The 26,618-nt window shown below is 37.4% G+C and carries 27 protein-coding genes; 10 read left to right on the top strand and 17 right to left on the bottom strand.

The window, feature by feature from the left end:
* Positions 1-6: 6 nt before the first annotated feature.
* Entirely contained in the window at positions 7-1,542 is a 1,536-nt protein-coding gene (locus ACJJVM_RS02220) for a helicase HerA-like domain-containing protein (protein ID WP_299149403.1), read from the bottom strand.
* A 126-nt stretch (positions 1,543-1,668) separates the two neighbouring features.
* On the opposite strand from ACJJVM_RS02220, the gene ACJJVM_RS02215 reads away from it, so the two are divergent.
* Both ACJJVM_RS02215 and ACJJVM_RS02210 read left to right on the top strand, forming a co-directional pair.
* Positions 1,669-2,157: a Rid family detoxifying hydrolase gene (locus ACJJVM_RS02215; protein ID WP_405210663.1), complete on the top strand. Its 489-nt coding sequence runs from the start codon at positions 1,669-1,671 to the stop codon at positions 2,155-2,157.
* Between the two features lie 37 nt (positions 2,158-2,194).
* Positions 2,195-3,334: a hypothetical protein gene (locus ACJJVM_RS02210; protein WP_405210662.1), complete on the top strand. Its 1,140-nt coding sequence runs from the start codon at positions 2,195-2,197 to the stop codon at positions 3,332-3,334.
* A gap of 72 nt (positions 3,335-3,406) precedes the next feature.
* Here the strand turns inward: ACJJVM_RS02210 and ACJJVM_RS02205 are convergent, their stop codons facing one another.
* Complete coding sequence (locus ACJJVM_RS02205; protein ID WP_298350295.1) at positions 3,407-3,805, bottom strand: PUR family DNA/RNA-binding protein; 399 nt, start codon at positions 3,803-3,805, stop codon at positions 3,407-3,409.
* A 76-nt stretch (positions 3,806-3,881) separates the two neighbouring features.
* The gene (locus ACJJVM_RS02200; RefSeq protein WP_405210661.1) at positions 3,882-5,639 is read right to left on the bottom strand and encodes an ABC transporter ATP-binding protein; all 1,758 of its coding nucleotides are present in this window, start codon (positions 5,637-5,639) and stop codon (positions 3,882-3,884) included.
* A gap of 211 nt (positions 5,640-5,850) precedes the next feature.
* Between ACJJVM_RS02200 and ACJJVM_RS02195 the strand changes: the two genes are divergently transcribed.
* The 3 genes from ACJJVM_RS02195 to yajC are packed head-to-tail and all read left to right on the top strand — an operon-like array spanning position 5,851 to position 7,573.
* The gene (locus ACJJVM_RS02195; protein WP_298350299.1) at positions 5,851-6,762 is read left to right on the top strand and encodes a transcription antitermination protein NusB; all 912 of its coding nucleotides are present in this window, start codon (positions 5,851-5,853) and stop codon (positions 6,760-6,762) included.
* A gap of 47 nt (positions 6,763-6,809) precedes the next feature.
* Entirely contained in the window at positions 6,810-7,268 is a 459-nt protein-coding gene (locus tag ACJJVM_RS02190) for a DUF1573 domain-containing protein (protein ID WP_298350301.1), read from the top strand.
* Positions 7,269-7,273: 5 nt separating this feature from the next.
* Complete coding sequence (yajC, locus tag ACJJVM_RS02185) at positions 7,274-7,573, top strand: preprotein translocase subunit YajC (RefSeq protein WP_298350305.1); 300 nt, start codon at positions 7,274-7,276, stop codon at positions 7,571-7,573.
* Between the two features lie 199 nt (positions 7,574-7,772).
* On the opposite strand, the gene ACJJVM_RS02180 is transcribed toward yajC, so the two are convergent.
* The 5 genes from ACJJVM_RS02180 to ACJJVM_RS02160 all read right to left on the bottom strand — a co-directional run bounded on the left by ACJJVM_RS02180 (position 7,773) and on the right by ACJJVM_RS02160 (position 11,523).
* Positions 7,773-8,354, bottom strand: coding sequence for a superoxide dismutase family protein (locus tag ACJJVM_RS02180; protein WP_405212158.1), 582 nt, complete (start codon positions 8,352-8,354; stop codon positions 7,773-7,775).
* A gap of 84 nt (positions 8,355-8,438) precedes the next feature.
* Positions 8,439-9,185 carry an LVIVD repeat-containing protein gene (locus ACJJVM_RS02175; protein WP_405210660.1) on the bottom strand — a complete coding sequence of 249 codons (747 nt, stop codon included), beginning with the start codon at positions 9,183-9,185 and terminating at the stop codon, positions 8,439-8,441.
* A 5-nt stretch (positions 9,186-9,190) separates the two neighbouring features.
* The gene (locus ACJJVM_RS02170; RefSeq protein ID WP_405210659.1) at positions 9,191-9,694 is read right to left on the bottom strand and encodes a hypothetical protein; all 504 of its coding nucleotides are present in this window, start codon (positions 9,692-9,694) and stop codon (positions 9,191-9,193) included.
* 77 nt (positions 9,695-9,771) lie between these two features.
* Positions 9,772-10,203 carry a YdeI/OmpD-associated family protein gene (locus ACJJVM_RS02165; protein WP_405210658.1) on the bottom strand — a complete coding sequence of 144 codons (432 nt, stop codon included), beginning with the start codon at positions 10,201-10,203 and terminating at the stop codon, positions 9,772-9,774.
* A 105-nt stretch (positions 10,204-10,308) separates the two neighbouring features.
* Positions 10,309-11,523, bottom strand: a complete 1,215-nt coding sequence (locus ACJJVM_RS02160; protein WP_035336803.1) for a bifunctional alpha/beta hydrolase/OsmC family protein — start codon at positions 11,521-11,523, stop codon at positions 10,309-10,311.
* A gap of 135 nt (positions 11,524-11,658) precedes the next feature.
* Here ACJJVM_RS02160 and ACJJVM_RS02155 point away from each other — a divergent pair, with 135 nt between their 5' ends.
* Positions 11,659-12,858 carry a DUF418 domain-containing protein gene (locus ACJJVM_RS02155; protein WP_405210657.1) on the top strand — a complete coding sequence of 400 codons (1,200 nt, stop codon included), beginning with the start codon at positions 11,659-11,661 and terminating at the stop codon, positions 12,856-12,858.
* Positions 12,859-12,898: 40 nt separating this feature from the next.
* Here ACJJVM_RS02155 and ACJJVM_RS02150 read toward each other — a convergent pair whose 3' ends face one another.
* Together ACJJVM_RS02150 and ACJJVM_RS02145 are read right to left on the bottom strand one after the other, a co-directional pair.
* Positions 12,899-13,582 carry a DUF2490 domain-containing protein gene (locus ACJJVM_RS02150; RefSeq protein ID WP_405210656.1) on the bottom strand — a complete coding sequence of 228 codons (684 nt, stop codon included), beginning with the start codon at positions 13,580-13,582 and terminating at the stop codon, positions 12,899-12,901.
* A gap of 2 nt (positions 13,583-13,584) precedes the next feature.
* Positions 13,585-16,779 (bottom strand): WD40/YVTN/BNR-like repeat-containing protein, encoded by a 3,195-nt coding sequence (locus ACJJVM_RS02145; protein ID WP_405210655.1) that lies wholly within the window; start codon positions 16,777-16,779, stop codon positions 13,585-13,587.
* A 249-nt stretch (positions 16,780-17,028) separates the two neighbouring features.
* Here ACJJVM_RS02145 and ACJJVM_RS02140 point away from each other — a divergent pair, with 249 nt between their 5' ends.
* The 3 genes from ACJJVM_RS02140 to ACJJVM_RS02130 all read left to right on the top strand — a co-directional run bounded on the left by ACJJVM_RS02140 (position 17,029) and on the right by ACJJVM_RS02130 (position 20,353).
* Positions 17,029-17,622 (top strand): fasciclin domain-containing protein, encoded by a 594-nt coding sequence (locus tag ACJJVM_RS02140; RefSeq protein ID WP_405210654.1) that lies wholly within the window; start codon positions 17,029-17,031, stop codon positions 17,620-17,622.
* 87 nt (positions 17,623-17,709) lie between these two features.
* Positions 17,710-18,831: a vWA domain-containing protein gene (locus tag ACJJVM_RS02135; protein ID WP_405210653.1), complete on the top strand. Its 1,122-nt coding sequence runs from the start codon at positions 17,710-17,712 to the stop codon at positions 18,829-18,831.
* 55 nt (positions 18,832-18,886) lie between these two features.
* A complete protein-coding gene (locus ACJJVM_RS02130; RefSeq protein ID WP_405210652.1) occupies positions 18,887-20,353 on the top strand; it encodes a magnesium chelatase in 1,467 nt (488 codons plus the stop codon).
* A 149-nt stretch (positions 20,354-20,502) separates the two neighbouring features.
* Here ACJJVM_RS02130 and ACJJVM_RS02125 read toward each other — a convergent pair whose 3' ends face one another.
* The 6 genes from ACJJVM_RS02125 to ACJJVM_RS02100 form a co-directional block, all read right to left on the bottom strand.
* Positions 20,503-20,883, bottom strand: a complete 381-nt coding sequence (locus tag ACJJVM_RS02125) for a LysM peptidoglycan-binding domain-containing protein (protein WP_021778981.1) — start codon at positions 20,881-20,883, stop codon at positions 20,503-20,505.
* A 62-nt stretch (positions 20,884-20,945) separates the two neighbouring features.
* Positions 20,946-21,761 (bottom strand): head GIN domain-containing protein, encoded by an 816-nt coding sequence (locus ACJJVM_RS02120; protein WP_405210651.1) that lies wholly within the window; start codon positions 21,759-21,761, stop codon positions 20,946-20,948.
* The gene (locus ACJJVM_RS02115; RefSeq protein ID WP_405210650.1) at positions 21,758-22,843 is read right to left on the bottom strand and encodes an acyloxyacyl hydrolase; all 1,086 of its coding nucleotides are present in this window, start codon (positions 22,841-22,843) and stop codon (positions 21,758-21,760) included. The genes ACJJVM_RS02120 and ACJJVM_RS02115 overlap by 4 nt, the downstream gene beginning before the upstream one ends.
* 98 nt (positions 22,844-22,941) lie before the next feature.
* Complete coding sequence (locus ACJJVM_RS02110) at positions 22,942-23,643, bottom strand: hypothetical protein (protein ID WP_298350332.1); 702 nt, start codon at positions 23,641-23,643, stop codon at positions 22,942-22,944.
* 138 nt (positions 23,644-23,781) lie between these two features.
* The gene (locus tag ACJJVM_RS02105; protein ID WP_405210649.1) at positions 23,782-24,363 is read right to left on the bottom strand and encodes an adenylosuccinate lyase; all 582 of its coding nucleotides are present in this window, start codon (positions 24,361-24,363) and stop codon (positions 23,782-23,784) included.
* Between the two features lie 8 nt (positions 24,364-24,371).
* Positions 24,372-25,052, bottom strand: a complete 681-nt coding sequence (locus ACJJVM_RS02100) for an SIR2 family NAD-dependent protein deacylase (protein ID WP_405210648.1) — start codon at positions 25,050-25,052, stop codon at positions 24,372-24,374.
* A 62-nt stretch (positions 25,053-25,114) separates the two neighbouring features.
* Here ACJJVM_RS02100 and ACJJVM_RS02095 point away from each other — a divergent pair, with 62 nt between their 5' ends.
* The gene (locus ACJJVM_RS02095) at positions 25,115-25,771 is read left to right on the top strand and encodes a TrmH family RNA methyltransferase (protein ID WP_405210647.1); all 657 of its coding nucleotides are present in this window, start codon (positions 25,115-25,117) and stop codon (positions 25,769-25,771) included.
* A 37-nt stretch (positions 25,772-25,808) separates the two neighbouring features.
* Here ACJJVM_RS02095 and ACJJVM_RS02090 read toward each other — a convergent pair whose 3' ends face one another.
* Positions 25,809-26,615, bottom strand: coding sequence for a carboxypeptidase-like regulatory domain-containing protein (locus ACJJVM_RS02090; RefSeq protein WP_405210646.1), 807 nt, complete (start codon positions 26,613-26,615; stop codon positions 25,809-25,811).
* Positions 26,616-26,618: the final 3 nt, after the last annotated feature.

Here is a 26,618-nt window from a genome sequence, read left to right as displayed (position 1 = left end):
TCATTATTATTTCAACATTTTACCTAGTATCCCAAAGACACCACGTATAACGGTTGCGCTTGTAAGCACTTTAATTAATGCTTTTGATCCAGCACTTTGAGTTGATCTTGTGCTCTTAGATTTTGATGATGTTTTTGAGGCTTTGGCTCTTTCTTTTTTAGCCTTTTCCTTTGCTTCAGCTTCGTTAGCTTTATCTATTTTCTTTTTGAGTAGCTCGTAGGCACTCTCTCTATCTGAAATTTCGCTATATTTTTCTACAAGCTCAGACCTGTCGTTTATACCGTCTATTTCCTTTTGGGTTAATACATCCATACGTGACATAGGTGCGCGTAGCATTGTAGCTGCAAGGGGAGTAGGGCGACCCTTCTCATCTAGAGCAGATACAAGTGCTTCTCCTATACCTAAAGATGTAAGAACGGTCTTTGTGTCATAATATTCAGAATCTGGATAGTTTTCGGCAGTGAGTTTTATGGCTTTTCTATCTTTTGCAGTAAACGCACGTAATGCGTGCTGCACTTTAAGACCTAGCTGGCTCAATACGCCATCTGGAATATCTGTTGGGTTTTGAGTTACAAAATAAATACCTACACCTTTAGATCGTATTAACTTTACAATACTCTCTATCTGGCTATGTAACGCTTTTGAAGCTTCTTTAAAAATAAGGTGCGCTTCATCTATAAAAATTACAAGCTCTGGCTGGCCGCTATCTCCTTGCTCTGGAAATGTAGAGTAAATCTCTGCAAGTAGACTCAACATAAAAGTTGAGAATAATTTAGGTCTGTCTTGTATATCTGTAAGGCGTATCACATTAATTACTCCACGACCGTCAGAGGTGGTGCGAGTAAGGTCATCTGTGTCAAAAGATTTTTCTCCAAAGAAAATATCTGCTCCCTGCTGTTCAAGTTCTACTATTTTACGCAGGATAGAACCAGAAGAAGCTGGAGAAATACGCCCATACTCTTCTTCTATTTCTGCCTTACCTTCTTTTGTCGCATATTGTAAAATCTTTTTAAAGTCTTTAAGATCTAGCAGCGGTAATTTTTTATCATCACTGTACTTAAAAAGTATAGAGATAATACCAGATTGTGCCACTGTAGCATCAAGTATACGTGAGAACAGTACAGGTCCAAACTCACTTACTGTGGCTCTAAGGCGCACACCATTTTGTTCAGAAAGTGTGAGGAGTTCTACTGGGAAGTCTTTGGCATCAAAGGGTAGGCCTATCTTCTCGTGGCGCTCATCTATCTTTGCGTGACCAGGACTTGCTTTTGCAATACCAGAGAGATCACCTTTCATATCCATAAGTAGTACCGGTATCCCTTTATCAGACAGATTTTCGGCAAGTACTTGTAATGTTTTTGTTTTACCAGTACCTGTAGCACCAGCAATGAGACCGTGACGATTAAGAGTTTTAAGAGGTACTTTTACGTGAGCATTTGTGATGGTCTCGCCATCTAGCATTGCTGCTCCCATAGTGATAAAGTCACCCTTAAAGGTGTTTCCTTTTGTAATAGATTTTAGAAACTCTTCTTTTCTGTCCATAGTAGATTGTTGTGTTTACGCTTTCGCGAAAGCGTACTAAATCGCATTTATCTCAAAGTTTAAAAATACATAATAGTTAAAAAATGTTGCCATCTATCCGTACATTTATTACCAAAATCTACAACTATGAGACCTATTATATTGACAATCTTTGGGATGCTTTTACTCACTTCTTGTAAAGAGGAGTTACAAAGACCCCACACACCACCTCCAGAAGGTCATATGGAAAAGAGAGCACCAGTGTTCCACACGTCTCACGAACCCACTAAGGCAGACGCACCATTTTCTGATGCGGTGCAAGTAGGTGATATGTATTTTCTATCTGGACAAATAGGGATGGATCAAAGCACGAGAACACTCGTAACAGGGGGCATTGAAGCCGAAACAAAGCAAACCTTAGAAAACATAAAAGCGGTGCTTGCACATCACAATCTAGAAATGACAGATGTTGTAAAAGCAATGGTTGTGCTAGAAGATATTGAGGACTTTGCAACATTTAACGCTATCTATAAATCGTACTTGCCACAAAAGCCTGCGAGAACCACCTTTGCAGCAAAGGCACTTGCCGCAGGGGCAAAAATTGAGATTGAAGTTATAGCAGTAAGAAAGAAATAACTTACTTTTACTCAATAAATTAAAACATCATCAATCAATGAAACTTTTTAAATTTTTACCTTTTTTACTTCTTGGCGTTACGGCCTGTAATAATGACGACGATACGGCTAGTATGCCCGAGTCTGATGTAAATACCTCACTGGCTCAAATAGCTGTAATAGGAGACAACCTAGTTACTGGATCTAGTGGTAATGTAGTTACTTGGAATTATCTTAATGAAGAAAGTACAACCATTAATTTACAAGAAGAAATAGGCTTTGAGTTTGGTTTTTTAAGGAATACCATTGGGGATCGACTAGCGATAGCTTCTGGCATACCTACTTCTCAGTTTATTACATATGGTGTCGTTAATGGAGATCAAGAGATATATAGTGATTACTTTACACCATCTAATCCTGTAAATGAATTTGAGCTTTACACAACAAACACCGAAAATAATATTATTACTTATTATGTAGACGGGTCAAGCACCTGTTGTAACCTATATATAAGTACCTATAATAAGACTACTGCTGTAATTACAGAAGCTTATATAGGTAATGTTTCTGTAAGCAATGCAGCATCTAGTATAATGGCAAAGGGTGATAAGACATTTATTGTGGGAACAGACACTCTTACCGGGGTAAAGAAGCTATTTGTTCACAATGCAGACATTGGTGATGCAGTAGGAGTGTGGGATATAGATCAATATGGCGCTTACATATATGATGAGAATCTTGACGTGATGTACTTATTTGATTTTAATGGAACCTCTCTTTCTCACGCCACACTAGATTTTGAAACACTTGCGATAAGTGAGCAGACTTCTTTTCCAGAAGGTTTTACGGTCACTGATGGATTTAATCAAACAAAAGCACTAGCTCAAGAGCTTGCATTTAAAGATGTAACAGATAAAATCACTAATACTTATAATTATAATACAAACAGCATTAGTAATTATACGGAGGTAGGTCTTATCAATACTATTTTAGATCAGACTGGGATGAGTATAAACATACGCAATACAGATATAGCGCAGTTTACATCTTATTATATTGTAATGGGTACTACAGAAGTAGATGGAGAGACTCAAGGGGTGGTGGTAATTCTCAATAGAGATTTAACGGTAATACAAACAGCGAGTACTGGAGACATAAGACCAAATAGTCTTGTGGAAATACCTATCATATTTAACTAAAATATTTTTAACCTAGATCAATAAAAAAGCCACGTCATAAACGTGGCTTTTTTATTTAATTTATGCTAGGGCTTATATATCATCAAAGCTTACATCTGTAAACTTATCTGCCGTTGCAGTAGGCTCTTCTGAGGTTACACCTCCAGAATCTACCACTTCTGATGCTACAGGTCTTGAGTAATCATTCTGGTGACGGTCAGATATTACTTCTTCACCTTTTTCTTCTAGTATGTAAGAAGTCATCTCGTTAAGATTTTCTGTAAATCCAGCAAAGTCTTCTTTATATAAATAGATTTTGTGTTTCTTAAAGTGGAAAGAACCATCATCATTAGTAAACTTTTTACTCTCTGTAATGGTAAGGTAATAATCTCCTGCCTTTGTAGATCTTACATCAAAGAAGTACGTGCGTCGTCCTGCTCTAAGTACTTTTGAAAAAATCTCTTCATTGTCTCTTCCGTCGTAATCACTCATAATGGTCCTTCTTGTTTTGGATTGTGTGTTTGTTGTTTCAAAAATGGTAAAAAATATACCATTGCCCAATTATTTTTTACATTTCTTTCTCGTCCAGCTGCTTTACATACAACTCTTTATAGTAACCCTCTTCTGTTATTAATTGATTATGAGAGCCTTGCTGGGTTATTTTACCATCTTCGAGAATGATAATCTGATCGGCATTTTTTGCAGATGAGATTCTGTGGCTCACGATAATAGTGGTTGTATTTGTTGTGAGCTGCTGTAAATTATTGAGTATTTCTTCTTCTGTCTCGGTATCTACTGCGCTTAACGAGTCATCTAGTAATAAGATTTTAGGAGATCCTATAAGCGCTCTTGCGATAGATACACGTTGTTTCTGTCCTCCAGATAAGGTAATGCCCCGCTCACCAAGTACGGTGTCATACCCATCCTTAAAGTCTATTATGTTGTGGTGTACGGAGGCCGCTTTCGCGAAAGCGTAAACCTCTTCATCACTAGCATCTGTCTTCCCAAATTTTATATTCTCACCTATGGTATCAGAAAATAAGAAAGCATCTTGAGGCACATAACCTATCTCAGAACGAAAATCATTAAGATTAAGGTTTTTTATAGCTGTCCCATCTATGGCAATGTTTCCGTCTGTAACATCATAGAGACGCCCTATAAGTTCTAAAATGGTAGATTTACCAGAACCAGTAGGCCCTATTATAGCAAGTGTTTGCCCTGGTTGTACGGTAAAGCTTATATCCTTAAGAGCGGTAATGAGTGTGTCTTCATACGTAAAAGTGACATTCTTAAAAGCGATAGCACCATTTATAGGTGTGTGCTCTGTAATGGTATTTACGATATCTGGTTCGATTTCTAAAAATTCATTAATGCGTACTTGAGAAGCTTCTGCTGCTTTTATAATAGAGGTTACCCAGCCTACAGTAGCAACTGGCCAGGTGAGCATATTTACATACATTATAAACTCTACAAGCGTGCCTAGTTCTGGTATAGTACCATCTATATACTGTTGCCCTCCTACAAATATCACAATAAGGTTACTCGCACCTATAAGTCCTATCATAAGTGGGAAGAAAAAGGCCTGCACTTTTACAAGGTCAAGATTTTTTTGCTTGCTGTCTTCGCTAAGTGTTGCAAAGTCTCTAAACGTATTAGGCTCTAGTGTATATGCTTTTATGACAGATATACCGCTAAAAGACTCTTGTGTAAACGTAGTAAGTTTAGACAGGTACTCTTGAACTATAGTACTGCGCACGTGTATCGCGCGGCTTAGTTTATAAATAGCGATAGATAAAACTGGTAAGGGTATTAAGGTATATGCGGCTAGTGATGGCGCCATACGCACCATATAAGGTATCACAACTGCAAAGAGTACAAGTGCTTGTAGAAGATACATAATTGCAGGACCTACGTACATACGTACTTTGGTTACATCTTCAGAGATGCGGTTCATAAGGTCACCAGTTCTATTTTTTTTATAAAAACCTAGGCTGAGACGCTGGTACTGTGCATAGACATCATCTTTAAGATCTGCCTCTATAAATCTAGAGACTACAATGATGAGTTGTCGCATTAAGAATGTAAAAAAACCAGAGAGTAGGGCAGCACCTAGAAGTAAACCCAGTTTTAAAAGCATACTATCTTTAAGCCCATCTAGGTTTGTGTCTCCACTTTTTATGTAAGTCTCAACATCATTTACGATATCACCTACAATATCTACATTAAAAACGGCAAAGACACGAGCCGCGATAACTATAAAGAAACCGGCTATAAGACGCCATTTATAACGTAAAAAATATTTGTTAAGAGATTTTAATGCACCCATCACCGTACTGCAATTTTTTTGAAGCGCTAAGGTCGGTTTTTTTTAAGACCTGTGCGAGCCAAATTTTCCTGTAACATAATTGATAATATGTGATGATACTTTTAGAAATACCGTATTTTTGCACCGATTTAAAAATGACCATAATTCGTTTTTATAACTATAAAAGTTCTTTGTTGCTATGTTAAACAGACGCCATATCCGTGTCAAAGTAATGCAAACCATTTACGCCCTTGGGAGTAAGGAGCAGTTTGATCTTCAAAATGAAGATAAATTTACAGTAGAGAGTATGAACCAGATGTACAATCTGTATCTCTTAATGCTAGATTTGATGGTGGAGGTTCACGCTTTCGCGAAAGCGGAACAAGAAAAAATCTCTAAAAAGATTCTAGCTACCGAAGAAGAAAAAAATCCCAACACAAAATTCATTAACAACCAGGTCTTGACTAAACTGTCTGACAATGGTGAGCTACGTGATGAAATAAGCAAGCGTAAACTCAAACACTGGAGACAGAATGATGAGTATGTTGCTATCATATATAACGAGATTGTAGCTAGTGATCGCTATGCCTCATATATGGAAGAGGAGGAGACTACTTTTAAAATAGATCGTAAGCTTATTATAGATTTATATACAGAGATAATAGCGCCTAATGATAAGCTATATGATTATATAGAAGATGCACGCCTTACCTGGATAGATGACTTGCCTATGATTAATATGGCAGTGCTAAGAAGACTGGGCAAGCTAAAACCGGCATCACCAGAGTCTTCATTACTACCTAGCTTATTTAAAAATGAGGAGGATGTACATTTTGGTACAGAGTTACTAGAGAAGACGGTTGCAAATGAGACTTTTCTAGCAAACGAGATTACAGAAAACACACCAAACTGGGATAAAGAACGTATCGCAGATGTAGATATGGTGCTTATAAAGATGGCACTTTGTGAGTTTTTAAAATTCCCTACTATACCTGTTAAAGTGACTATAAATGAGTACTTAGAAATTTCTAAGGAATACTCAACACCTAAGAGTAGCATCTTTATAAACGGTATACTTGATAAGCTTGTAAAACAATATGAGCGAGAAAAAAGGTTAAAGAAAGAGGGTAGAGGTTTAAAATAGTATACTTTTTCTTATTTTTACGAATCATTATTTATAAAAAAACAACAATGAAAAAAGGTTTATTAGTATTAGGAGTACTTTCGGCTATGGTATTTACTTCTTGTAAGGAGGATGCAGCGAGCAAAGTAAAAGAAGAAAATGTTGAAGTTGCAGCGGCAAGAGACGCTCAAGCTACAACATATCCAGTAATCGCTTTTGATGAGACTGAATTTGATTTCGGAAACATTGAAAAAGGAAACACTGTAGAGCACAAATTTACATTTACTAACACAGGTAAAGCACCACTAGTAATTGTAGACGCAAAGAGTTCTTGTGGATGTACAGTACCAGAATATTCTAAAAATCCAGTTGCACCAGGTGAGAAAGGTGAACTTCTTGTAAAATATAACGGTAGCGGTACTAACCAAGTAACTAAAACTGTAACAATAAAAGCAAATACTGAGAGAGGTACAGAGACTGTAAAGATCAAGGCATTTGTAAACCCTGCTGCTGGAGCAGCTAAATAAGAATTATGGGTGAAGGATTGCAGGGCATATTAGGTCCTCTCTTATTGTTTACGGTATTTATTGTATTCTTTATAGTATTACCACAACGTAAGAAACTCAAACAAGAAAAGAACTTTGATAAAGATCTTAAGAAGGGTGATCGTGTAATTACAAAAAGTGGTCTACACGGTAAGATTTTAGAACTTAATGATAATGGTACCTGTGTATTGGAAACAATGTCTGGTAAAATGAAGTTTGAAAGATCTGCACTATCTATTGAGATGTCTCAGTCGCTTAACAAAAGCGTTGTAGAAACAAAGAAATAGTCTTTTCTAATTATTATATATAAGCCCTCGCATTTGCGGGGGCTTTTTTTATGTCTTCTATTATTTGACACTTATATGCTTACAAGCATATAAGTGGGAATGTATAAGCATTAAGTGAGTGACAGTAATAACCTAATATAACCCATAAAAAAGGCTCTTGCGGTAAGCAAGAGCCTTTTTTATTTTATAGTGCAATTAATTATTTAATAATACCACCGCAAGAAATTCTTGCTCCTGCAGCACCACTAGGTTGCGATGTAAAATCATCTGTACCTTGGTGTACGATAATTGCTTTACCTACAACATCTTTTTTAGGATCTCCACAACCTATACACCACTGGTCTGTGCTCATTGTGATGGTTCCGTTTCCGTTTTCATCTGCTGGGAAGTTACCTATATCACCTTTATGATATCCCTCTGTTGCGCCCCACTTACCGTGCTGCTCGTTTGTAGGGTTCCAGTGTCCTCCTGTAGATTTTCCATCTGCGCTTGAACAGTCTGCCTTGTCGTGTATGTGTATGGCGTGCATACCTTCATCTAGTCCACCTATTACTGCTGTAAATTTTACAACACCGTCTTCTTCTTTAAAAACAACACTTCCAGAAGCTTTACTGTCACTTTTAGGTTCAAGTTTTAAAGTGAGTTTTTGCACCTCTGGCATAACTTCTACTTCTTCTACCTCAACAACTTCTATTACTTCTTCGCTTTCTTTTTTATCACCTTTACAACTCGCTAGTGTGGCTAGAGATAGTAAGGCTATTGTCATAAATCTGTATTTCATCATCTTTTGGTTTTGATAATTAGTGATTAATTAGCTCTAATATACCACGACAACTTAAGAAATACTAAGATTTTATAAAACCTTTTAGATACTTATGGTGCTTAATTGTGAAGTGTTTGTGATATTTTGAGCATCAAGACTATATTGATATACACCACTTTCACCTACAGCAATAAGCAAGTCACCTTGAATTATCACATCAAATGCCAGTTTATCAATACTATGCACTAGCACAGATTCTGCAGGGTTTGATACATCAAATATTTTAATCTCATCATCACATACGATAAGGTAATCACCATATAGGCCTAATCCTTTTGGGAATGTGAGCTGGCGAACGTTAACAAGCATAGGATTGAGTACATCTGTCACATCATACACTTCTAGCTGGTTTACAAAACCATTACACCCTAGATCGCTCCATAAGGTTACAAATGCATATTGATCATTTGCTACCACGGGATCACAAGAAGTGAAGTGCTGTACAGAAGATAATTGTTCTGGAAACTCTGGATTATTTACACTATAAATAAACATCCCATTACGAGATCCTATATAAAGATAATCCCTGTAGCTGAATAGTGTTTCAATATCAAAACCTATGCGTACCGTATTAACCAGTACTGGCTCTGTAGTATTTGTAATATTAAATACATTAAGATCTTCATTATCTACCGTATAGAGGTAGTTGCCTTTTATAACAAAGGTTGCAAGTGAGCCGCCTTGACCTACACTATCTGCTGTGCTCAAAGACTCACCACTGCTAGTTCCGTCAGAACTACATCCCAGTGCAACTATCACTAGGGCAATTATGTATATATACTTTTTCATCTTATTTAATCTTCAAGTTCGTAATCAATGATAATTTCTCCATCTGGGATGTCGTGTATAAATCCATCTGGAGACACTTTAGGAGGAAATACCTCTCTAATGCGCTTTGTTACCTGCAAGTTTGCTGTTTGTTTATCATAAGTAACCGCAATAAGGTCTACAGCTTGATTGATGTAATACACATTATTTTTAATTGCGAGATCTGTTGCTCCAGGTGCCTTTATATAGGCAAGAGCAATAGGTGAAGATGGATTTTCATTATCAAAAATGTGAAAACCCTTGTTCTTTTCGTTTACAAATAGTAAACCATTAAGAACATAAATTTTACCTGAGTTTACAATGGTTCTAGCGTCTTCAAGAGTGACGCTTGCTTCAAACGTAGGACGATCAAGTGTAATCGCGTCATAGTTTGTTAATAGGTCAATGGTATCTACATCATCACTATTTCTGTCTGTTACACAGCTCAGTAGTGAGAAAGATACGAGTAGTAGGATACATACGTGTTTCATATAATATAGTTTTGCATAAGATGCAGTAACTACCTATACGTTGCGTGTGCTAAGTAATAGTTTACAATTATTTAATGTTAGAGTGCTTTAAATAAGGTTTTTGGGTCACGTAAGCCACGTTTGAGATTTTCAAAGAGTATAAGCATTTTATCTACTTGAGTTTGCTCATTTTTATAGCGTCTTACTTGATAAATAAGACCTCTTTTTTTACCATCTGTGAGCGATTCAAAAATAGCTGCGCCCTCTGGGTCACTATCATAAACCGCGTCAAATGCTTCTGGAGTGACCACACCGTACTTAGTGGTATCTTCTATGAGCTGAATGCTAAAATTATCCAGCGGCTCAATTTGTAATGTTTTATGGTGTTGCTTCCCAAATAGAACCCAGTAAACGCCTTTCAATTTACGTATTGCTATATGTGTTTCTAGCGTATTTATATCATTACTAGCTTTGAGCAGGACACGCTTATGACCAGCATTAGACCACTCATTACCCTGCTTATTAGGCAATATGAAGCCTCCCTTTTGGAGTTGAACTTGTATGACTTTTGACGTTTTGATTCTTACTAGATAATGAGTGTATGGTTATGAGTGCGCTTTCGCGAAAGCGTAATTCTAACTAAGCGTTGTTATTACCTGTGTCTCGCTGTGTAACGTCTTATGTACTGGACATTTATCTGCAATTTGTAACAGACGATTGAGCTGCTTCTCATCAAGATCTGACGTTATTTTAATCTCACGATGAAAGGTATCAATCTTTGCTGAAGGGTTGTCTTCACAAGCAACACAATCTTGAGCGTGCGTTTTACTGTAACTAGTGTGAACCTCAACGTTTTCTACAAGCCACTTTTTACGCTTTGCATACATCTGTATGGTCATTGCGGTACAGGCAGAAAGACTACCTGCGAGTAACTCATATGGAGTAGGGCCATAGTCGTTTCCGCCTACGCGTACCGGCTCATCTGCCTTCATATGGTGATTACCTAGTTTTAATAAGGTTGTAAAGCCCTCTTCGTCATCTAGGCTTGCCACCACTTGAAAGGTGGTTTTTATGGTCTCTTGAACAGGTTGTGGTATGTATCTCGCAGCCCATCCAGCGATAATTTTACCCACGTAAGCTGCATTTTCTTTATCAATAAGTAAGTGCTCAGATCCATCTAGGGTAACAAAGCTCTTAGGGTGATGCGCGGCGTGGTAAATTTCTTCGGCATTTTTTATAGATACAGTATCGTCTTGGGGTGAGTGGAGTATGAGTAAAGCTTCGTGAAGGTTACGAGCAGCTTCTACACAAGAGTTTTCTTCTAGATTATCTATAAACTGCTTTTTAAAAGTAAAGTCACGCCCTGCGAGTTTTACATTAGCCTGACCTTTATCTTTTATTACTGAAAGCTGAGAGCCTAGTTGCTTTTGTACGTGTACTGGGTTGCTAGGAGCTCCTATAGTTGCGACAGCCTTTATCGTATCAATCTTACCACCTGCAAAAATTGCTGCAGCACCACCTAGCGAGTGTCCCACAAGTAAAGAGGGCGCTTTATATTCTTTGGCAAGAAAATCTGCAGCGCTTATGAGATCATCAACATTACTGGAGAAGTTTGTATCTGCAAAGTCACCATCACTGTCACCTAAACCTGTAAAATCAAAGCGTAGCACGCCAAAACCTTGAGAGGCAAGTGCTCTACTTACATTGCGCACAGCGCTAAAATCTTTTGTACAAGTAAAGCAATGTGCAAAAATGGCAAAGTTATGCGGGTCTTGATTTGCCGGTAGATCTAATCTTCCAGCCAATACTTCTCCGTGTGCATTTGTAAAGTTTATTTTACTCGATCTCATATGGTTGTTTTATGGTTAGATAGTGTAAGTCGTTAATCAAATGATAACCTATCTTAAAAGGTTTTAAATTACAAATATTAAAGAGCAAATAGTACATTTAGAAACGCAAAAATTCTATAAAGTCATCTTACTTTTATGTTATCACCTGTAAATCAAAATCACAGAATAGTATTACTTGATATACTTAGAGGCTTTGCAATCTTTGGAATTTTTGTAGTAAACATAGAGATAATGAATTGCACGTTTATAAATGGTGATGCATTCGCAGAGCAATTTACCAGCGTTCTTGACAGTCTAGCTGTAAGAGTAAAGCAGTTATTCTTTTACTCAAAGTTTTTCCCAATATTTTCATTACTCTTTGGTGTTGGGGTAAGTATCCAGCTCGCAAGTATGAAACGCAAGGGAATAGGCCATTTTTTCTTTTATAGAAGGATGTTTGCCTTATTTGTGTTTGGGGTATTACATATTATATTTCTTTGGAGTGGTGATGTGATACATCTATATGCGATTCTAGGTCTTTTAACACTTGTTGTCTCAAGGTTTAAGAACAACTATTTGGTAATATGTGCAGTGCTACTTTTATTGTTTCCCTTTTATAACTCAGTAGCGACATACTTAATGAAATGGGTAGGTTATGATATGATGTCCTATTTATCTACCTACACACCAGACGATATAAGAGAAACAATAAGAAGCGGAAGTTATTATGATAATGTAATGCTACGTATACAAGAATACAAGAGTAATGTTGGGGTGCTTTATGTGTTTTTAGCTCCTAAGGCTTTCGCAATGTTTTTGATAGGATTACTATTAGGTAGGGAAGGAGTGTTACATAAGCTTCAAGATTTTGCACTTCGTATAAAACGTCCTGTTCTTATAATGTTTGTAGTAATTACCATCTATAGGGTCATATTTTTATTTTTTACTTGGGATACAGCATTTTGGAAAATAGATGTCTGGAGAAGTACACTTATTTATTTTCAAGAACTATGTGATGTTCTCACAGCACTTTTTTATGTCTGGCTTATTATCTCACTTTATAAGAACGTTATTTTCAAAAAGATGATTTTGCCACTTAGACACGTAGGGAGAATGGCATTAACCAATTATATATTACAGAGTGTAATAAGCTTATTTATATTTACCTCTAGCGGTTTAAGTTTATATGAGCGACTAAGTCCTTTTGAAACTTTAGTGCTTGCAATTGTAATCTTTTGCTTGCAAGTGTTATTGAGTAATTTATGGCTCCGTTATTTTAAATTTGGGCCTTTAGAGTGGTTATGGAGATGTGTGTCTTACTGGAAAGTTTTACCGCTTAAAAAAGAAAGAATATAAAAAAGCCTCAATTGATAATTGAGGCTTTTTAAAATTAGTATTATGATTTTGACTTTCGCCGGTCTGTTTTTATAAAAACAGCGAGTTGAAACCTGTCATAGGTGTCTACCGCAAAATCATTTTTGAGATATCCCATTTGTGCACTTAGGTTCTCGCTAAAGTTGTAGCCTAAAGCACCGTACAGTCTATTCTGCCCAAAAAAGTCATTCTGCAGATTTATAAAAATCTCATCATATGCGGTTAGAAACCATTTATCATTAAGAGGATAAGTTACTCGTAAAAAGTAACGCGCTCTATGCTCTGTTGTGTTCTCACCAGCAGGTCTATTTATAAAACGTTGCTCTAGTCGATATCTATGGCTAAAGTTAAACTTGCCAAGACTATTTTTAAGAACAAACTGCTCATACAGACGATTTTCATTTACATTCTCTTCACCTGCAAACTCAAGAAAGTTTGTGTCTGTGGTGATGTTACCATACCCAAAAGAAGCCATAGCCTTGTCTGATATATGGTAGTTAAGAGCCGTACGCAGGAGTAACTGATTAAAGTTACTCCCAAACTCATACGTTCTATACTGTGCCTCTGCGTGTATGCTTAGCTTTTCTGATATTCTATTATTTGTAAATATCATTGCCCACGCGCCTAGATCATCTTCGCCGCGGTCTTGGGCTTGTAATGATACAAGAGATGAGAATAATAGTATTAAGGCTAAAAGCTTTTTCATACTTAGTTTAATTTAAACGTTTTTATCTCTTTAAAGCTACTTACATCCATAGCTTTTAGCGTAGTTTCAAATGGTGTCCACTCCGTGCTAAAGAATGTATTAGTCTTCTCTAGAGCGCTCTGTAGCTCATTACGTGCGTGTGACATAAGAGTAGTCTCTGTCGTAGTAAGTCCGTTAGGGCGACTACGTACATAACCACTGGCAGCACCTATACGATTCATCACTGTGATTTCTGGATTACGAGTGATACCCTGCCTTTTATCTACCTTACCTATGTATAATGAGATTACTTCATCTATGCGCTTATCCATATCTTTTATAGAGGCTAGCTCATCTTTATACGCCTTTTTATCATCAAGCTTGTTAATCATTTTCTTGTAATCATTTGCAAGGTTCTTGCTTTCTACAAGTTGTTTTACAGCATCTGCGGCTACTTGAGTCATCGTTTCAAGATCTTTGGCAGCATTGTAACTATCGTCTATTGCTTTTTGCGGCACATCATACCTTGGGTCGCTCTCTACTGTGATAGCGCTCTCGCTTGTTTGATCTCCATATTGCATTACAAGCTTGTAAGTTCCTGGTTTAACAGAAACCCCTCTAGGTTCATTCTTACGTTTTCTTATACGTCTAGATGGGCGATCACCACCAGACTCATTCATATACCAAGTAGTTTTGTAGATACCTGTACTGTCTGGAGTTTTCCATTTAAGGTGACGTATCTGTCTAGCACCATCATATATTTTAAGGTGGATAGAATCCCAAGTTACTTTTGCTTCATCTGCTTCTTCGGCATCTTTATCGTCGCCTTTTTTCTTTTTATCTACTTTTTGCTTAGTAACATAGTAAGCGATTTGCGCACCACTTTTTCTATTCTCACCGTTATAAATCGCATCTGCTCCAAAACGACTTCCCGTAGGTTGCTGGTAAGATGCGTCATATGCAGTAGGAGGGGGGAAGAGTTGTAGCTTTCGCGAAAGCGTACTTCTATCACTCGCTATCTTACGCAGTGGTCTTATATCATCAAGAACCCAGGCTGCACGCCCAAAGGTCCCAATGACAAGATCGTGCTCTCTAGGGTGAATTACTAAATCTTTTACCGAAGTAGTAGGGAATCCTTTAGTCCACTTTTGCCAGTTGTTACCTGCATCAATAGACACATAAAGACCGTCATCTGTACCTAAGAACAAAAGATTCTTTTCTTCTGAATCTTCTATAATTGATAATGCATAACTCTGCACATCATTCTCATCTACAATGCGCGTCCAGCTTTTACCATAATTTGTGGTTCTGTAGGCATAAGGAGTGTAGTTAAAGCGTCTATAGTCGTTTGCAACTAGAAGCGCTTCACCTTTATTCTTGTCACTTGCTTTAATTTGTACTATCCAGCTTCCTTTTGGTAAACTTTTTAAGTTATTAGACACTTCTGTATATGATGATCCGCCATTTGTAGTATAATGTACACGGCCATCGTCTGTACCTACCCAAAACATATCTTTTTCAAGCGGAGAAGGTTCTATAACAAGAATGGTAGTGTGATTTTCTGCACCCGTGGCATCCATAGTAAGACCGCCAGATTCAGATTGCTTTTGTTTCTCTGGGTCGTTTGTAGTAAGGTCTGGAGAAATTACTTCCCAAGTGAGTCCCTTATCTGTAGACTTGTGTACAAACTGACTACCAAAGTATATGGTACTGTTATCAAAAGGATCGATATTAATAGCACTGTTCCAGTTAAAACGAAGTTTTACATCTGCATCTGGGTGCGTAGGCTTCACACCATAGTTATTTCCTGTTTTGTAATCATAACGGCTCACAAACCCCTGCTGACTCATAGACCACCCGTACTGGCTGTCATCGCGATCTGGCACTACGTCAAAACCATCTCCAAAAGAGATTTCTTGCCAGTAATCGTTACGTATTCCTTGAGCTTTCCATACATAAGCAGGTCCTCTCCACGATCCATTATCTTGCATACCTCCATATACATTATAAGGAAACTCATTATCTACATTAATGTGATAAAACTGAGCTACAGGTAAGTTGCCTATAAAACGCCACGTCTTACCACCGTCTTTTGTGATGTTAAGACCACCGTCATTACCGTCCATCATAAACTTACCGTTATTAGGGTGTATCCACCAGGCGTGGTGATCTGGGTGTACTCCATTATCTACTCCATAAGCGCCCATAAGTTGGTCAAAGTTCTTCCCACCATCTTCAGATACGTTTACATAAGTAAATACAGAAAACACACGATTTTCATTTTGTGGATCTACGTGTATATCACTATAGTAAAATGGTCTGTTACCTATATCACTCTTGTCATTAATCTTTTTCCAGTTAAAGCCACCATCATTAGAGCGGTACAATGCATTCTTCTTTGCTTCTACAAGCGCATAAACCACGTTAGGGCTTCCAGGCGCAATAGAGAGACCTATACGACCTAGTTCTCCTTTAGGAAGTCCATCTTGATCTGTGAGCTCTTTCCAAGTGTCACCACCATCGTGCGTCATATACATACCAGAACCTTCACCACCAGACTTAAAAAACCAAGGGTCACGTTTGTGCTCCCACATTGCTACAATAAGTTTATTAGGATTTGTAGGGTCCATAACCATATCTGCCACACCAGACTTGATGTTTGTAAATAAAATCTTGTTCCAAGTCTTACCACCATCTGTAGTTTTAAAAACACCACGTTCTGGGTGTTCTCCCCAAGGAGAACCTATGGCGCCCACATAAACCACATCTGGATTAGTAGGATCTATAATAACACGGTGTATGTGACGGGTTTTTTCTAATCCCATAGATTGCCACGTCTTACCGCCATCTAGTGATTTATAAACACCATAACCACCATTAAGGGAGTTACGTGGGTTTCCTTCACCTGTACCTACCCATATCACAGATGGGTTAGATTGCTGTATCGCTACAGCTCCTATAGATGCTGTAAGCTCGTTTTCAAAAACAGGATCCCATTTTATTCCGCCAGAAGTAGATTTCCATAAACCTCCAGAAGCTGTACCTACGTACATTACATCTGGATTATCTGTAACCACATCTATAGCAGTCACACGTCCAGACATACCGCCTGGGCCTATGTTACGGGGTTGTACATCCTTGAGCAAGGACATATCAAGTTTTTGAGCAGATACTACTGTGCAGATGCATAGCAGTAGGAGTGAGAAGAGTTGTTTCATTATAAAATTTTGGTTGAATTATAATGACCTTTCGGTCAAGGGACTAAAGTTAATTAAAAGACAATCTTAATTTCTTAAATAGTTGTTAATGGATGCGCTATGTTTTAAAGGTTTTATTCACGCTTTCGCGAAAGCGTAATTGTATCCCTAATAAGGTCTTATGAAATAATTAACAAGACATTGGTATAACATTGGCTTTTTGTTTAAGAATATGGACATATCTTTGAACAAAGAAAAAAACCAATTGTTATGAAAAAGATTTTATTAATGGCAGCAACAGCAGGATTATTATTTGCTTCTTGCGCCGAAGGAACTAAAGAAAAAGCAACAGAAACAAATGAGGAAGTTGCACAAGCAGTAGTAGAACTAGAGGAGCCTGTGGTAGAAGAGCCAGGTACCATAGTAGACATCGCTGTAGGTAATGAAAATTTTACAACACTAGTAACAGCTGTAAAAGCAGCAGGACTTGTAGAGACTTTAGCTAGTACAGGACCATTTACTGTATTTGCACCTACAAATGATGCCTTTGCAAAACTACCTGAAGGAACTGTAGGTACTCTAGTAAAGCCAGAAAACAAAGCACTGTTAACAGATATCTTAACGTACCACGTAGTAGCTGGTGAGTATATGGCTGGAGACGTAGTTGCTGCTATTAAAAAGAACAATGGTTCTTTTAGTACAAACACAGTGATGGGAGAGCAAATTACTTTAATGATGGACGGAGAAAACGTCGTTATTAAGGATGCAAAAGGTGGGACATCTGTAATTATTATGACAGATGTAGATGCTTCAAATGGAGTGATACACGCTATAGACACGGTAATTATGCCTAAAGGGAAGTAATTACCACTCACTTTTAATAAAGAATTAAGAAGCGCCTCTGTCGAGGCGCTTTTTTATTGACCTATTAGGTAGTAATTTTATACAGCTATGAGAAAACAACAAAATAGGAGCGGTTTTGTATTCAAAACCTATGACGCTCCGCAAAAATCCCTTTTTGACCAGCTGCTTGATATATTTCAAGAGCTCATCACCCACACCTCTGGTGATTTTGACGAGGCGATGGACTGGCTTAAAGAGCTTGATAAAGAATATAAACTCACAAATGATGAGTATACCTTAGACGACTTTATACAGGAGCTTAAAGACAAAGGCTACATACGAGAAGAAATTAAGCCAGACGGTAATAACGGCACGGCTATCACAGAGAAGACAGAGCGCGCCATACGTAAGAGAGCCCTAGATCAAATTTTTGGGAAGCTTAAAAAGAGCTCTCAGGGTAACCACAGGTCAAAACTTAACGGTAGAGGAGATGAGCATACTGGTGATTATCGCGAGTATCGTTTTGGTGATGGGCTAGAGCGTATCTCTATGACAGAAAGTTTGCGTAATGCCCAAATTAATAATGGTGCAGAAGATTTCCGCTTACGCGAAAGCGACCTCGTGGTAGAAGAAACCCACTTTAAGGCACAGATGAGTACCGTACTTATGATAGATATATCACACAGTATGATACTCTATGGAGAAGACCGTATTACTCCAGCCAAAAAGGTAGCGATGGCACTTGCCCAGCTCATCACAACGAGGTATCCCAAAGACTCTTTAGATATAATTGTATATGGGAACGATGCCTGGCCTATTAAAATTAAGGATTTACCGTATTTACAAGTGGGGCCTTATCACACTAACACAGTAGCAGGTCTTAATCTCGCTATGGATATCTTGAGACGTAAGCGTAACTCAAATAAACAGATCTTTAATATTACAGATGGTAAACCGTCTTGTATAAAGCTTAAAGACGGGCGCTACTATAAAAACCCAAATGGACTAGACGAGTATATTGTAAACAAGTGTTACAGTATGGCTAGACAAGCACGTAAGCTTCATATACCTATCACCACTTTTATGATTGCAAATGACCCTTACCTGCAACAGTTTGTAGATAATTTTACTGAGGCAAACCAAGGAAAAGCGTTCTATACAGGACTGCAAGGTCTAGGGGAGATGATCTTTCAAGATTATGAAAGCAACAGAAAGAAGAGAATAAAATAATTGTAAAAAAAAGAATAGATACTTCATTGTGAGATGAGATAAAACAAGAATAGCTATGAATCATACAGAAATAAAAACACTAGGAGCTCTTAAAAAAGCATCGTGGACATCTAGAAGTATAAAAGAAGAGTTGCGCGAGCACCTTATATCAAAATTACAAGCCGGTACACCTACATTTACAGGTATACACGGTTATGAGCATACGGTTATACCAGAACTAGAAAGGGCCATATTAAGTAAACATAATATCAATCTTTTAGGGCTACGTGGCCAGGCAAAAACTAGACTTGCAAGACAGATGGTAAATCTGCTAGATGAGTGGATGCCTATAGTAGCAGGATCAGAAATTAATGATGATCCACTTAATCCTATCTCGAGGTATGCTACAGAGCTTATTAAGGAAAAAGGAGATGACACACCTATCGACTGGGTACATAGATCTGAGCGCTTTGCAGAGAAACTTGCAACACCAGATGTAACTGTTGCAGATATAGTAGGTGACGTAGATCCTATAAAGGCAGCAAACCTTAAATTAAGTTATGCAGATGACCGCGTGATACACTACGGAATGATTCCTCGTGCAAACAGGTCAATTTTTGTAATCAACGAGTTGCCAGATTTACAAGCACGTATACAAGTGGCTTTGTTTAATATTCTACAAGAAGGTGATATTCAAATACGCGGCTTTAAATTGAGACTACCACTTGATATGCAGTTTGTATTTACTGCAAATCCAGAAGATTATACAAATAGAGGAAGTATAGTTACACCGCTTAAAGATCGTATAGGTTCTCAAATACTTACTCACTATCCAGAAACAGTGGCTATCGCGCGTACTATAACAGATCAAGAAGCAAATCTAGACGAGCGCCAGAAAACTAAAGTGCACGTACCTAACCTAGTAAAAGACCTTATAGAAGAGATAGGTTTTGTGGCTAGAGAGAGCGAGTATATAGATGAAAAGAGTGGTATAAGTGCACGTATGAGTATAACGGCATTTGAAAACTTAATGAGTACAGCAGAGCGTCGTATGTTGTTATCTGGAGATGCTACTACTGCAATACGATATTCTGATCTTATGGGTATAATTCCTGCGATTACCGGAAAGGTAGAATTAGTATATGAAGGAGAACAAGAGGGAGCAGATGAGGTTGCAAAAATTCTTATTGGTGATGCAACGCGTTCACTTTTTGATGATTATTTCCCAAAGATCGAAAAGCTTGTAAAAGATAATCAAGAAGATCCTTATGGTGATGTTTTGGCTTGGTTCTTTGAGCAAAGTGGTTTTGAACTTGAAGATAATTTGACTGACAAAGAATACAAATTAATGCTAGACAGCATTACTCCTTTAGAAGAACTCGTAAATAAATATCAGCCCGAAACAGTAGAGGAGGACCGCTATTTCTTAAAAGAGTTTATTCTTTTTGGACTTGTAGAATATAAGAAACTGAGCAAGTATAAACTCACCACAGGAATGCGTTTTAATGATCTTTATGGAAATTATATCTCAGGATTAGGATAATTTTAGAATATAAATTATTGATTTAAATAATCATTGTAAGTATTTGATTTTAAGTACTTAAGGTATAATGTTTAGATTAGACTAAAATTTAAAAAGCTCCCAATTTGGGAGCTTTTTTTATGATTGTAATTCAATGTTGTTATTGAATATTATCCTAGATTAGGAATCACAAGATTCTGATCTGGATGTATAACATCTGGGTTTTTAAGGATGTCTTTATTTGCTTCAAAAATCTCTTTGTACTTCATTGCATCTCCATAATAATGCTTTGCAATCTTGCCTAGTGTGTCTCCACTCGCAACTGTATGACGTGCATAAACAGATGTATCTGCGACTTTAATGTCTGCTACAATGTCACCTGGATTTTCTCCTCCGGCCGCTTTTATAGCATCCCAAAGTTGGTTTTTCTCATATTGATTTGTTGCGGTACCTGTTACGTGAAGTACTCCATTTTCTTCTTTTACATCTCCGTTCTGGATGTTAAGTTTTTCTCCTAGGTCAAGAACGTTTTGATATTTTGCTTTTACCATTATTTAAGTATTAGTGTTAATTTATTTTTAATATACAAAGTGTTTAAGATATTGTAATTAATCTAATCCTCAAAAATTAATTGACCTGTAAAAAGCACATCTACATCGACTAGCGGTGGTTCTGTGACAGATATAAGGTCTCCTGTGGCTTTTATAACGCCTTGCAGGCTGTTTTGAGGATTTACGACCATTTGTGCAGCACTGGTATGATTAAAGGTTAAATCGCCTATCTCAAGGTTTCTACCGTTGAATTGCGGAAACTCATCGCTAAAGTTTATTGAGGCCGTTTCAACACTTCCAGACATTGTAATATTACTTGATCCATTTGCAGAAACCACCAGGTTAGTACTGTTTATATGGAGCGTCACAGCACCACTTTTATTAATATCTGTAATGTTAAGGCTATTAGCAGTTGAGTTGCTCACTATAGTTAATGATTCATAGTTGAGTAAACCTTCACTGGTAATCTCAAAGGCAGAGGCCTGGCGTATGCGAGTAATATTTGGTGAAGTTACAGTTACAAGAGTTCTACCATACTCGCGTAAAAAATTACAACCATTTAGGTTTTGCAGTACAAGTGTTTCTTGTTCTACAAAGAGGTTGAGGTCTGGTACTAGATTTTCACCAGTTTCAACGATAACTTCTTGTTGAGGTCCTTCTTTAAGAATAACGCGTATGTCATCTTCCATTTGGATTTTTGAAAATGTATCCACATCAAGAGTATACGTTATGATATCTCCATCTGTTTGAAAACAATCACTTGCATCTTCAGAGTCGCAAGAAATAAAAAATGCTAGCAGTAGGGCGAGTAGGAGGGGGTTACGCTTTCGCGAAAGCGTAGATATAGCCCTTATAAATTTGAAGTTTGTTGTCATCATAATCGTATTCCTAATCCAAATTCTACTGCCTCTGCTTTTGCTCCGTGCGTTTTTACGGCAGCAGAAACAAAGTATTTTTCTTGTATATAGTGTTTAAGCCCCACGCGCTGGTAGAACCTACCTTCAAAATCATAAGGATAGTACACATAATAACCGGCGTGCGTCATAAGTGCGGTTTTATTAAATCGCAATTCGTGACCAACAAATACACCTGCTCGTTTCCAATCTTGGTCTTTTGTAACACCAAATGAGGGGAAGGCTACAGATAGAAACTCAATTTCGTTCTTTAAGAATTTTGAGAAAAAGAATTCTCCTCCAGCAAGAATGGTACTTTTTTTACTCAATCTCTTATCTGCATAAGCAGTCAAGATTAAGAATGGTTCTTGACCCAGCCCAACATAATCACTCTCGTTAAGCCCCATATTAAGAGCAAAATTAAAACCTATAGGCTCTGTATAGCGTTCTCTAGGTACTCTGGGGATATAGTCTGGAATCGGTTTATTTTTATAGACCACACCTGCGTTAATTGCTAGCGTGTTTGTACTTGTATTAGGTGCTTTAAAATTACCATTTGACCCGTGTAAAAAGGTAAGTCCTGTTTGTAATGATATTTGTGGAGTGATAGGTTGTTTGTAGTTAAGCATTACTAGCGTTGCGCTAAAAAATCTTGAGCCATAAGCATTGTTTGCTACATTGGTTTCAATGTCAAATGGATTTGTAGTGTACCCAATACCTTGACCAACTCTAGCCATTAGTTTCCGGTTAAGAAAGTAGAAGCTGTAATGCGCTAGGGCGTTATAGGTTTTGCCTAAGTTGTCATTTTTAAGATCCTGATAGGCAAATGTAAATCCGTAGTCAGGGTAATTATACCTTCTTGACCACTCTTGCTCACCATAAGTTTTCTTGTTATAGCTTAAAATTAAACCTTCTGGATGTCCAGTTATGAGTGACGTGATGTCTTTGTTGTGTCTCAATATACTTCCGTAAAAATAATTGAGCTCAACTTCAAAAGGACTAACCTCTTGTGCGGTTATAAAACTGCAGTAGAGAAGGCTTAAAGCAACAAAACATTTTTTATACATAAAATAACTAGCAAAGTGCGAATGTATGCATTTCTACCAATAAATGTATAAAAGAAAAAACCACCCAGAAGGTGGCTTTTATATAGTAGGATTGTGTGTTAAAGACCTGTATAGAAGTCCATAATTTTATTTATGTCGTCTTCATTTTTATAATTAAGATCATTTTGATCTACAAAGGTTTTTACCTTTTCTTCTTGTGCTGCAAGAAGTTTCAATATTTTTTTCTTTCTGAGACTAAATCTTTCAAAACTATCGTTTTTAAGAAGCATATAGAACTCTCTAGGTATGTAACGAGCAATAGTTGTCCCGCGCATAGGGTTTGAGCTTCCCTCGTTTATATCTACTACGTGATCTTTTAATATTTTAAATTCTGGTGTCTCTACAACAAGTTCGTAAACTTTAATAACAGCACTGTTAGGCGCTTCAATATTTACAAACGTTTTACCATTTATAATGGCTTTATCAATTGCAAGAGAGTTAAAGGTATAAATAGAATCACTATTGATTTTTGCGACAATTTTATTTCTTCTACCGTCAAAGTTTACATTCTCAATTTTTAGATTTTCGCCTGCCTTTGTTACTACAGTTGCAGAACGATCCCAATTTTCAAAAAGGTATGGTGATCCATCTACTTTCTTATCTTCAACTCGGTTTGCTCCGGCTTTGTAACCTAAATTCATTTTCTGATTAAATACTGAATTTGAAGATGTAGAAGAGCCTCCACCTCCAAAGGTGTTCTGTCCTGTTGAAACCGTTGCTGTTAGTAGGAAACCAGCAATAAATAGTGTACGTAAAATCATAAGAAGTTTTTGTGTTTAAAGTTCCAAATATAACAGGATTAAGAAAGTTTTAAGTGTTAAAATGCATTCTTTAACTACATTTAACTTTTCTTTAAACATTACATTATGTAATTCTTGATTTTACTGCTTTTTGTAGTGTTAAGATTGCTTTTTGTTGAATTTTTTAATCCATTTTTTAACGTGTCTGCATCTGGCCTTAAAAGCTGCGCTTCCGGTATGGTATCCATCTTCCATAAAACGCTTTAATTCTGGATGAACCCAATCTGTTTCTGTGCCTAAGTGGTATAAAGAAGTAAGTGTGTATGCTTTTACAGCCACCTTTTGATCTGTGATTAACCAGTCAAAACCACATTCTATAATACAATTCTTGTGGCTTGATAAAAGCATCTTTCTAGTTTCTGGGTGCTTTTCTGTGTAATATGATATTGTAAGGTATTCGCAAATTTTTGCAACAGGTCTCAAGGCGGAGTCTTGATAGACAGTATGCATATGCTTTGTAAAATAATCAAGATGCGGTAAGATAATTGTTATATTCATTTTTGTGGCAAACTCCGCAAGCCATCCGGCACGATTAGATCTAGGGTCGTCTACCATAAATAGAATTTCTAGTACGTGTCTCATTGCACCAGGATTATCAACAATAAGTTGCGCATAGTAGGCGCGCTTCTCACGACTGTGATTGACGTAGTCTAGATCTTTATAAAGCTCGTTAAGTGTCAATTGTTAGTTTATTTAGAAAGAAGTGTATCTACCACCTTTTTGACTCCTGTTGTTGCTCTCTCTGGGAGTATCGTTAGTCCTTTTTTTTGTGAGATAGATGGTGCAGGGTCAATAAAAAACACCTCTGCATCTGGCTGGGCTAGGGTGATAAGTCCAGCTGCTGGATATACTTGCATAGAGGTGCCTACTATGATGATATAATCTGCCTGACTAACAATATTAGCAGCTTCTTCCATAAGCGGTACTTCTTCTCCAAACCAAACAATATGTGGTCTAAGCTGGCCTCCTTGAGGACATAAATCACCAGTTTTTAAATCTTTTTCCCATTCTAAAACTTGAGATGGGTCTTTGCAGCTACGCACCTTAAGTAATTCACCGTGTAGGTGTATAACTTTTGAGCTACCTGCTCTCTCGTGCAAATCGTCTACATTTTGAGTGATGATATGTACGTCATAGGCTTCTTCTAATTTTACAAGATCAAGATGTCCTTTGTTAGGTAATACTTCTAGTAGTTGCTTCCTGCGCTCGTTGTAAAATCTTAAAACAAGCTCTTGGTTTGCTTTCCAGCCTTCTGGTGTCGCCACTTGCATTACATCGTGACCTTCCCAAAGACCGTTTGCATCTCTAAAGGTTTTAAGACCGCTCTCTGCACTCATACCAGCGCCAGATAATACAACAACTTTTTGCATACTCCTCAATAGGTTTTTTACACTTTAAAAGTACAGTATCTTTACCCTGTAAACAATTTTTAATGGATCAAGACCTTTTAACCTACCTGCAATCATTTTTAACCGAACGTCGCGTACAATTATTTGATAAAGTATTACGTGAGCGTACAACACATTTTACCGTGGCTGTAGAGGATGTATATCAATTACACAACACGAGTGCTGTAATACGTAGTTGTGAATCTTTTGGAGTGCAAGAACTGCACGTTATAGAGGAGGTAAATGCAAAGCGTATAGATCGTGAGATTGCTATGGGGGCTCAAAAGTGGGTAGATGTATCTCGTCACAATAGTGCTTCTAGTTGTATCAAATCATTGCGTGAGCAGGGCTATAAGATTGTTGCCACGTCACCACATAAAGATGCACACAGGCTAGAAGAGTTTGATGTGACAGAGAAGGCTGCTATATTTTTTGGTAGAGAGACAGAAGGTTTAAGCGACCTGGTGATGGAGGAGGCAGACGATTTTATTTATATACCTATGGTAGGCTTTACTGAGAGTCTTAACATCTCAGTTTCGGCGGCAATAACATTACAGCATATAATGACTAAGCTCAAATCTTCGGCTGTAGACTGGAAGTTTTCTAAGCAAGAACTTTTTGATAAAAAGCTGGCTTGGACTCGTAAAATGATTAAAGATGTAGAGCGCATTGAGCAGCGCTATCTAGATGAAAGAGGGTAGGAGTACGCTTTCGCGAAAGCGTAATTAAAACAATCTCTTAATCTTTATTTTGTAAGACACGATACTCTTCATAACACTCACTTATGGCATCTAGAATCTGAAGGTCATTTGCAGTCATTATAAAGTTATCTGAATAACTACAATTTTTTAATATAGCATCTATATCTACACGGTCTATTTGAAGTAGAGCTCCTAGTGTCTCGCGGTCAAATTTACGTTCAAGAAGGTTACGCACTTTGTCATCTTCTTTCATCTGGCGTAGCTTGCGCAATTGACCTTTCTTACGGCTGAATATATTGTAAAGAAAATCTGCAGGGTTAAAAATAGAGCTCAGCACGCGTGACACGGCACCAGGCTGTCCTTGACCTACTTCATAACCAGAGTTAAGACCAGAAATGCTATAGCGCTGGTTGCTGTAAATAGGGATTCTCTTTGCATCTATCTCTAAGTAGCCGGTAAGTTCTATCTCTTCTACAACCACTTCTTCTAGTGCAATTCCTATCTCTGTCATTTTAATCTTTACATCTCCATATTTTATCCAGTCAGAACTTACTCTTACTTTGAGCGATTTATAACCTAAATATGAAAAGTATAATGTGTCATTTACGGCAGCCTTAATGTCAAAGTTACCTAGCTTATCTGTAGTAGCTCCTTTAAAGTTTGAAAGGTTGAGAATATTTACGTTTTGTAAAGCAATATCTGTACTGCTGCTTAAAACTTTACCATCTATATATCCATCTTGAAGCTCCTTTGTAGAAGTTTCTCCAGTTGGGGTAGCTGGTTCTTGCGAGTATCCTACTGTGCATACGGCAAGTAGCAATAAAAAAAGTATGGTTTTCATCATATA

It is taken from the genome of Dokdonia sp. Asnod2-E02 (genome assembly GCF_045063915.1).
Classification (GTDB): Bacteria; Bacteroidota; Bacteroidia; order Flavobacteriales; family Flavobacteriaceae; genus Dokdonia.
Note: the sequence above shows the minus strand (reverse complement) of the source record. Positions and strands in the feature narration are given on the sequence as shown.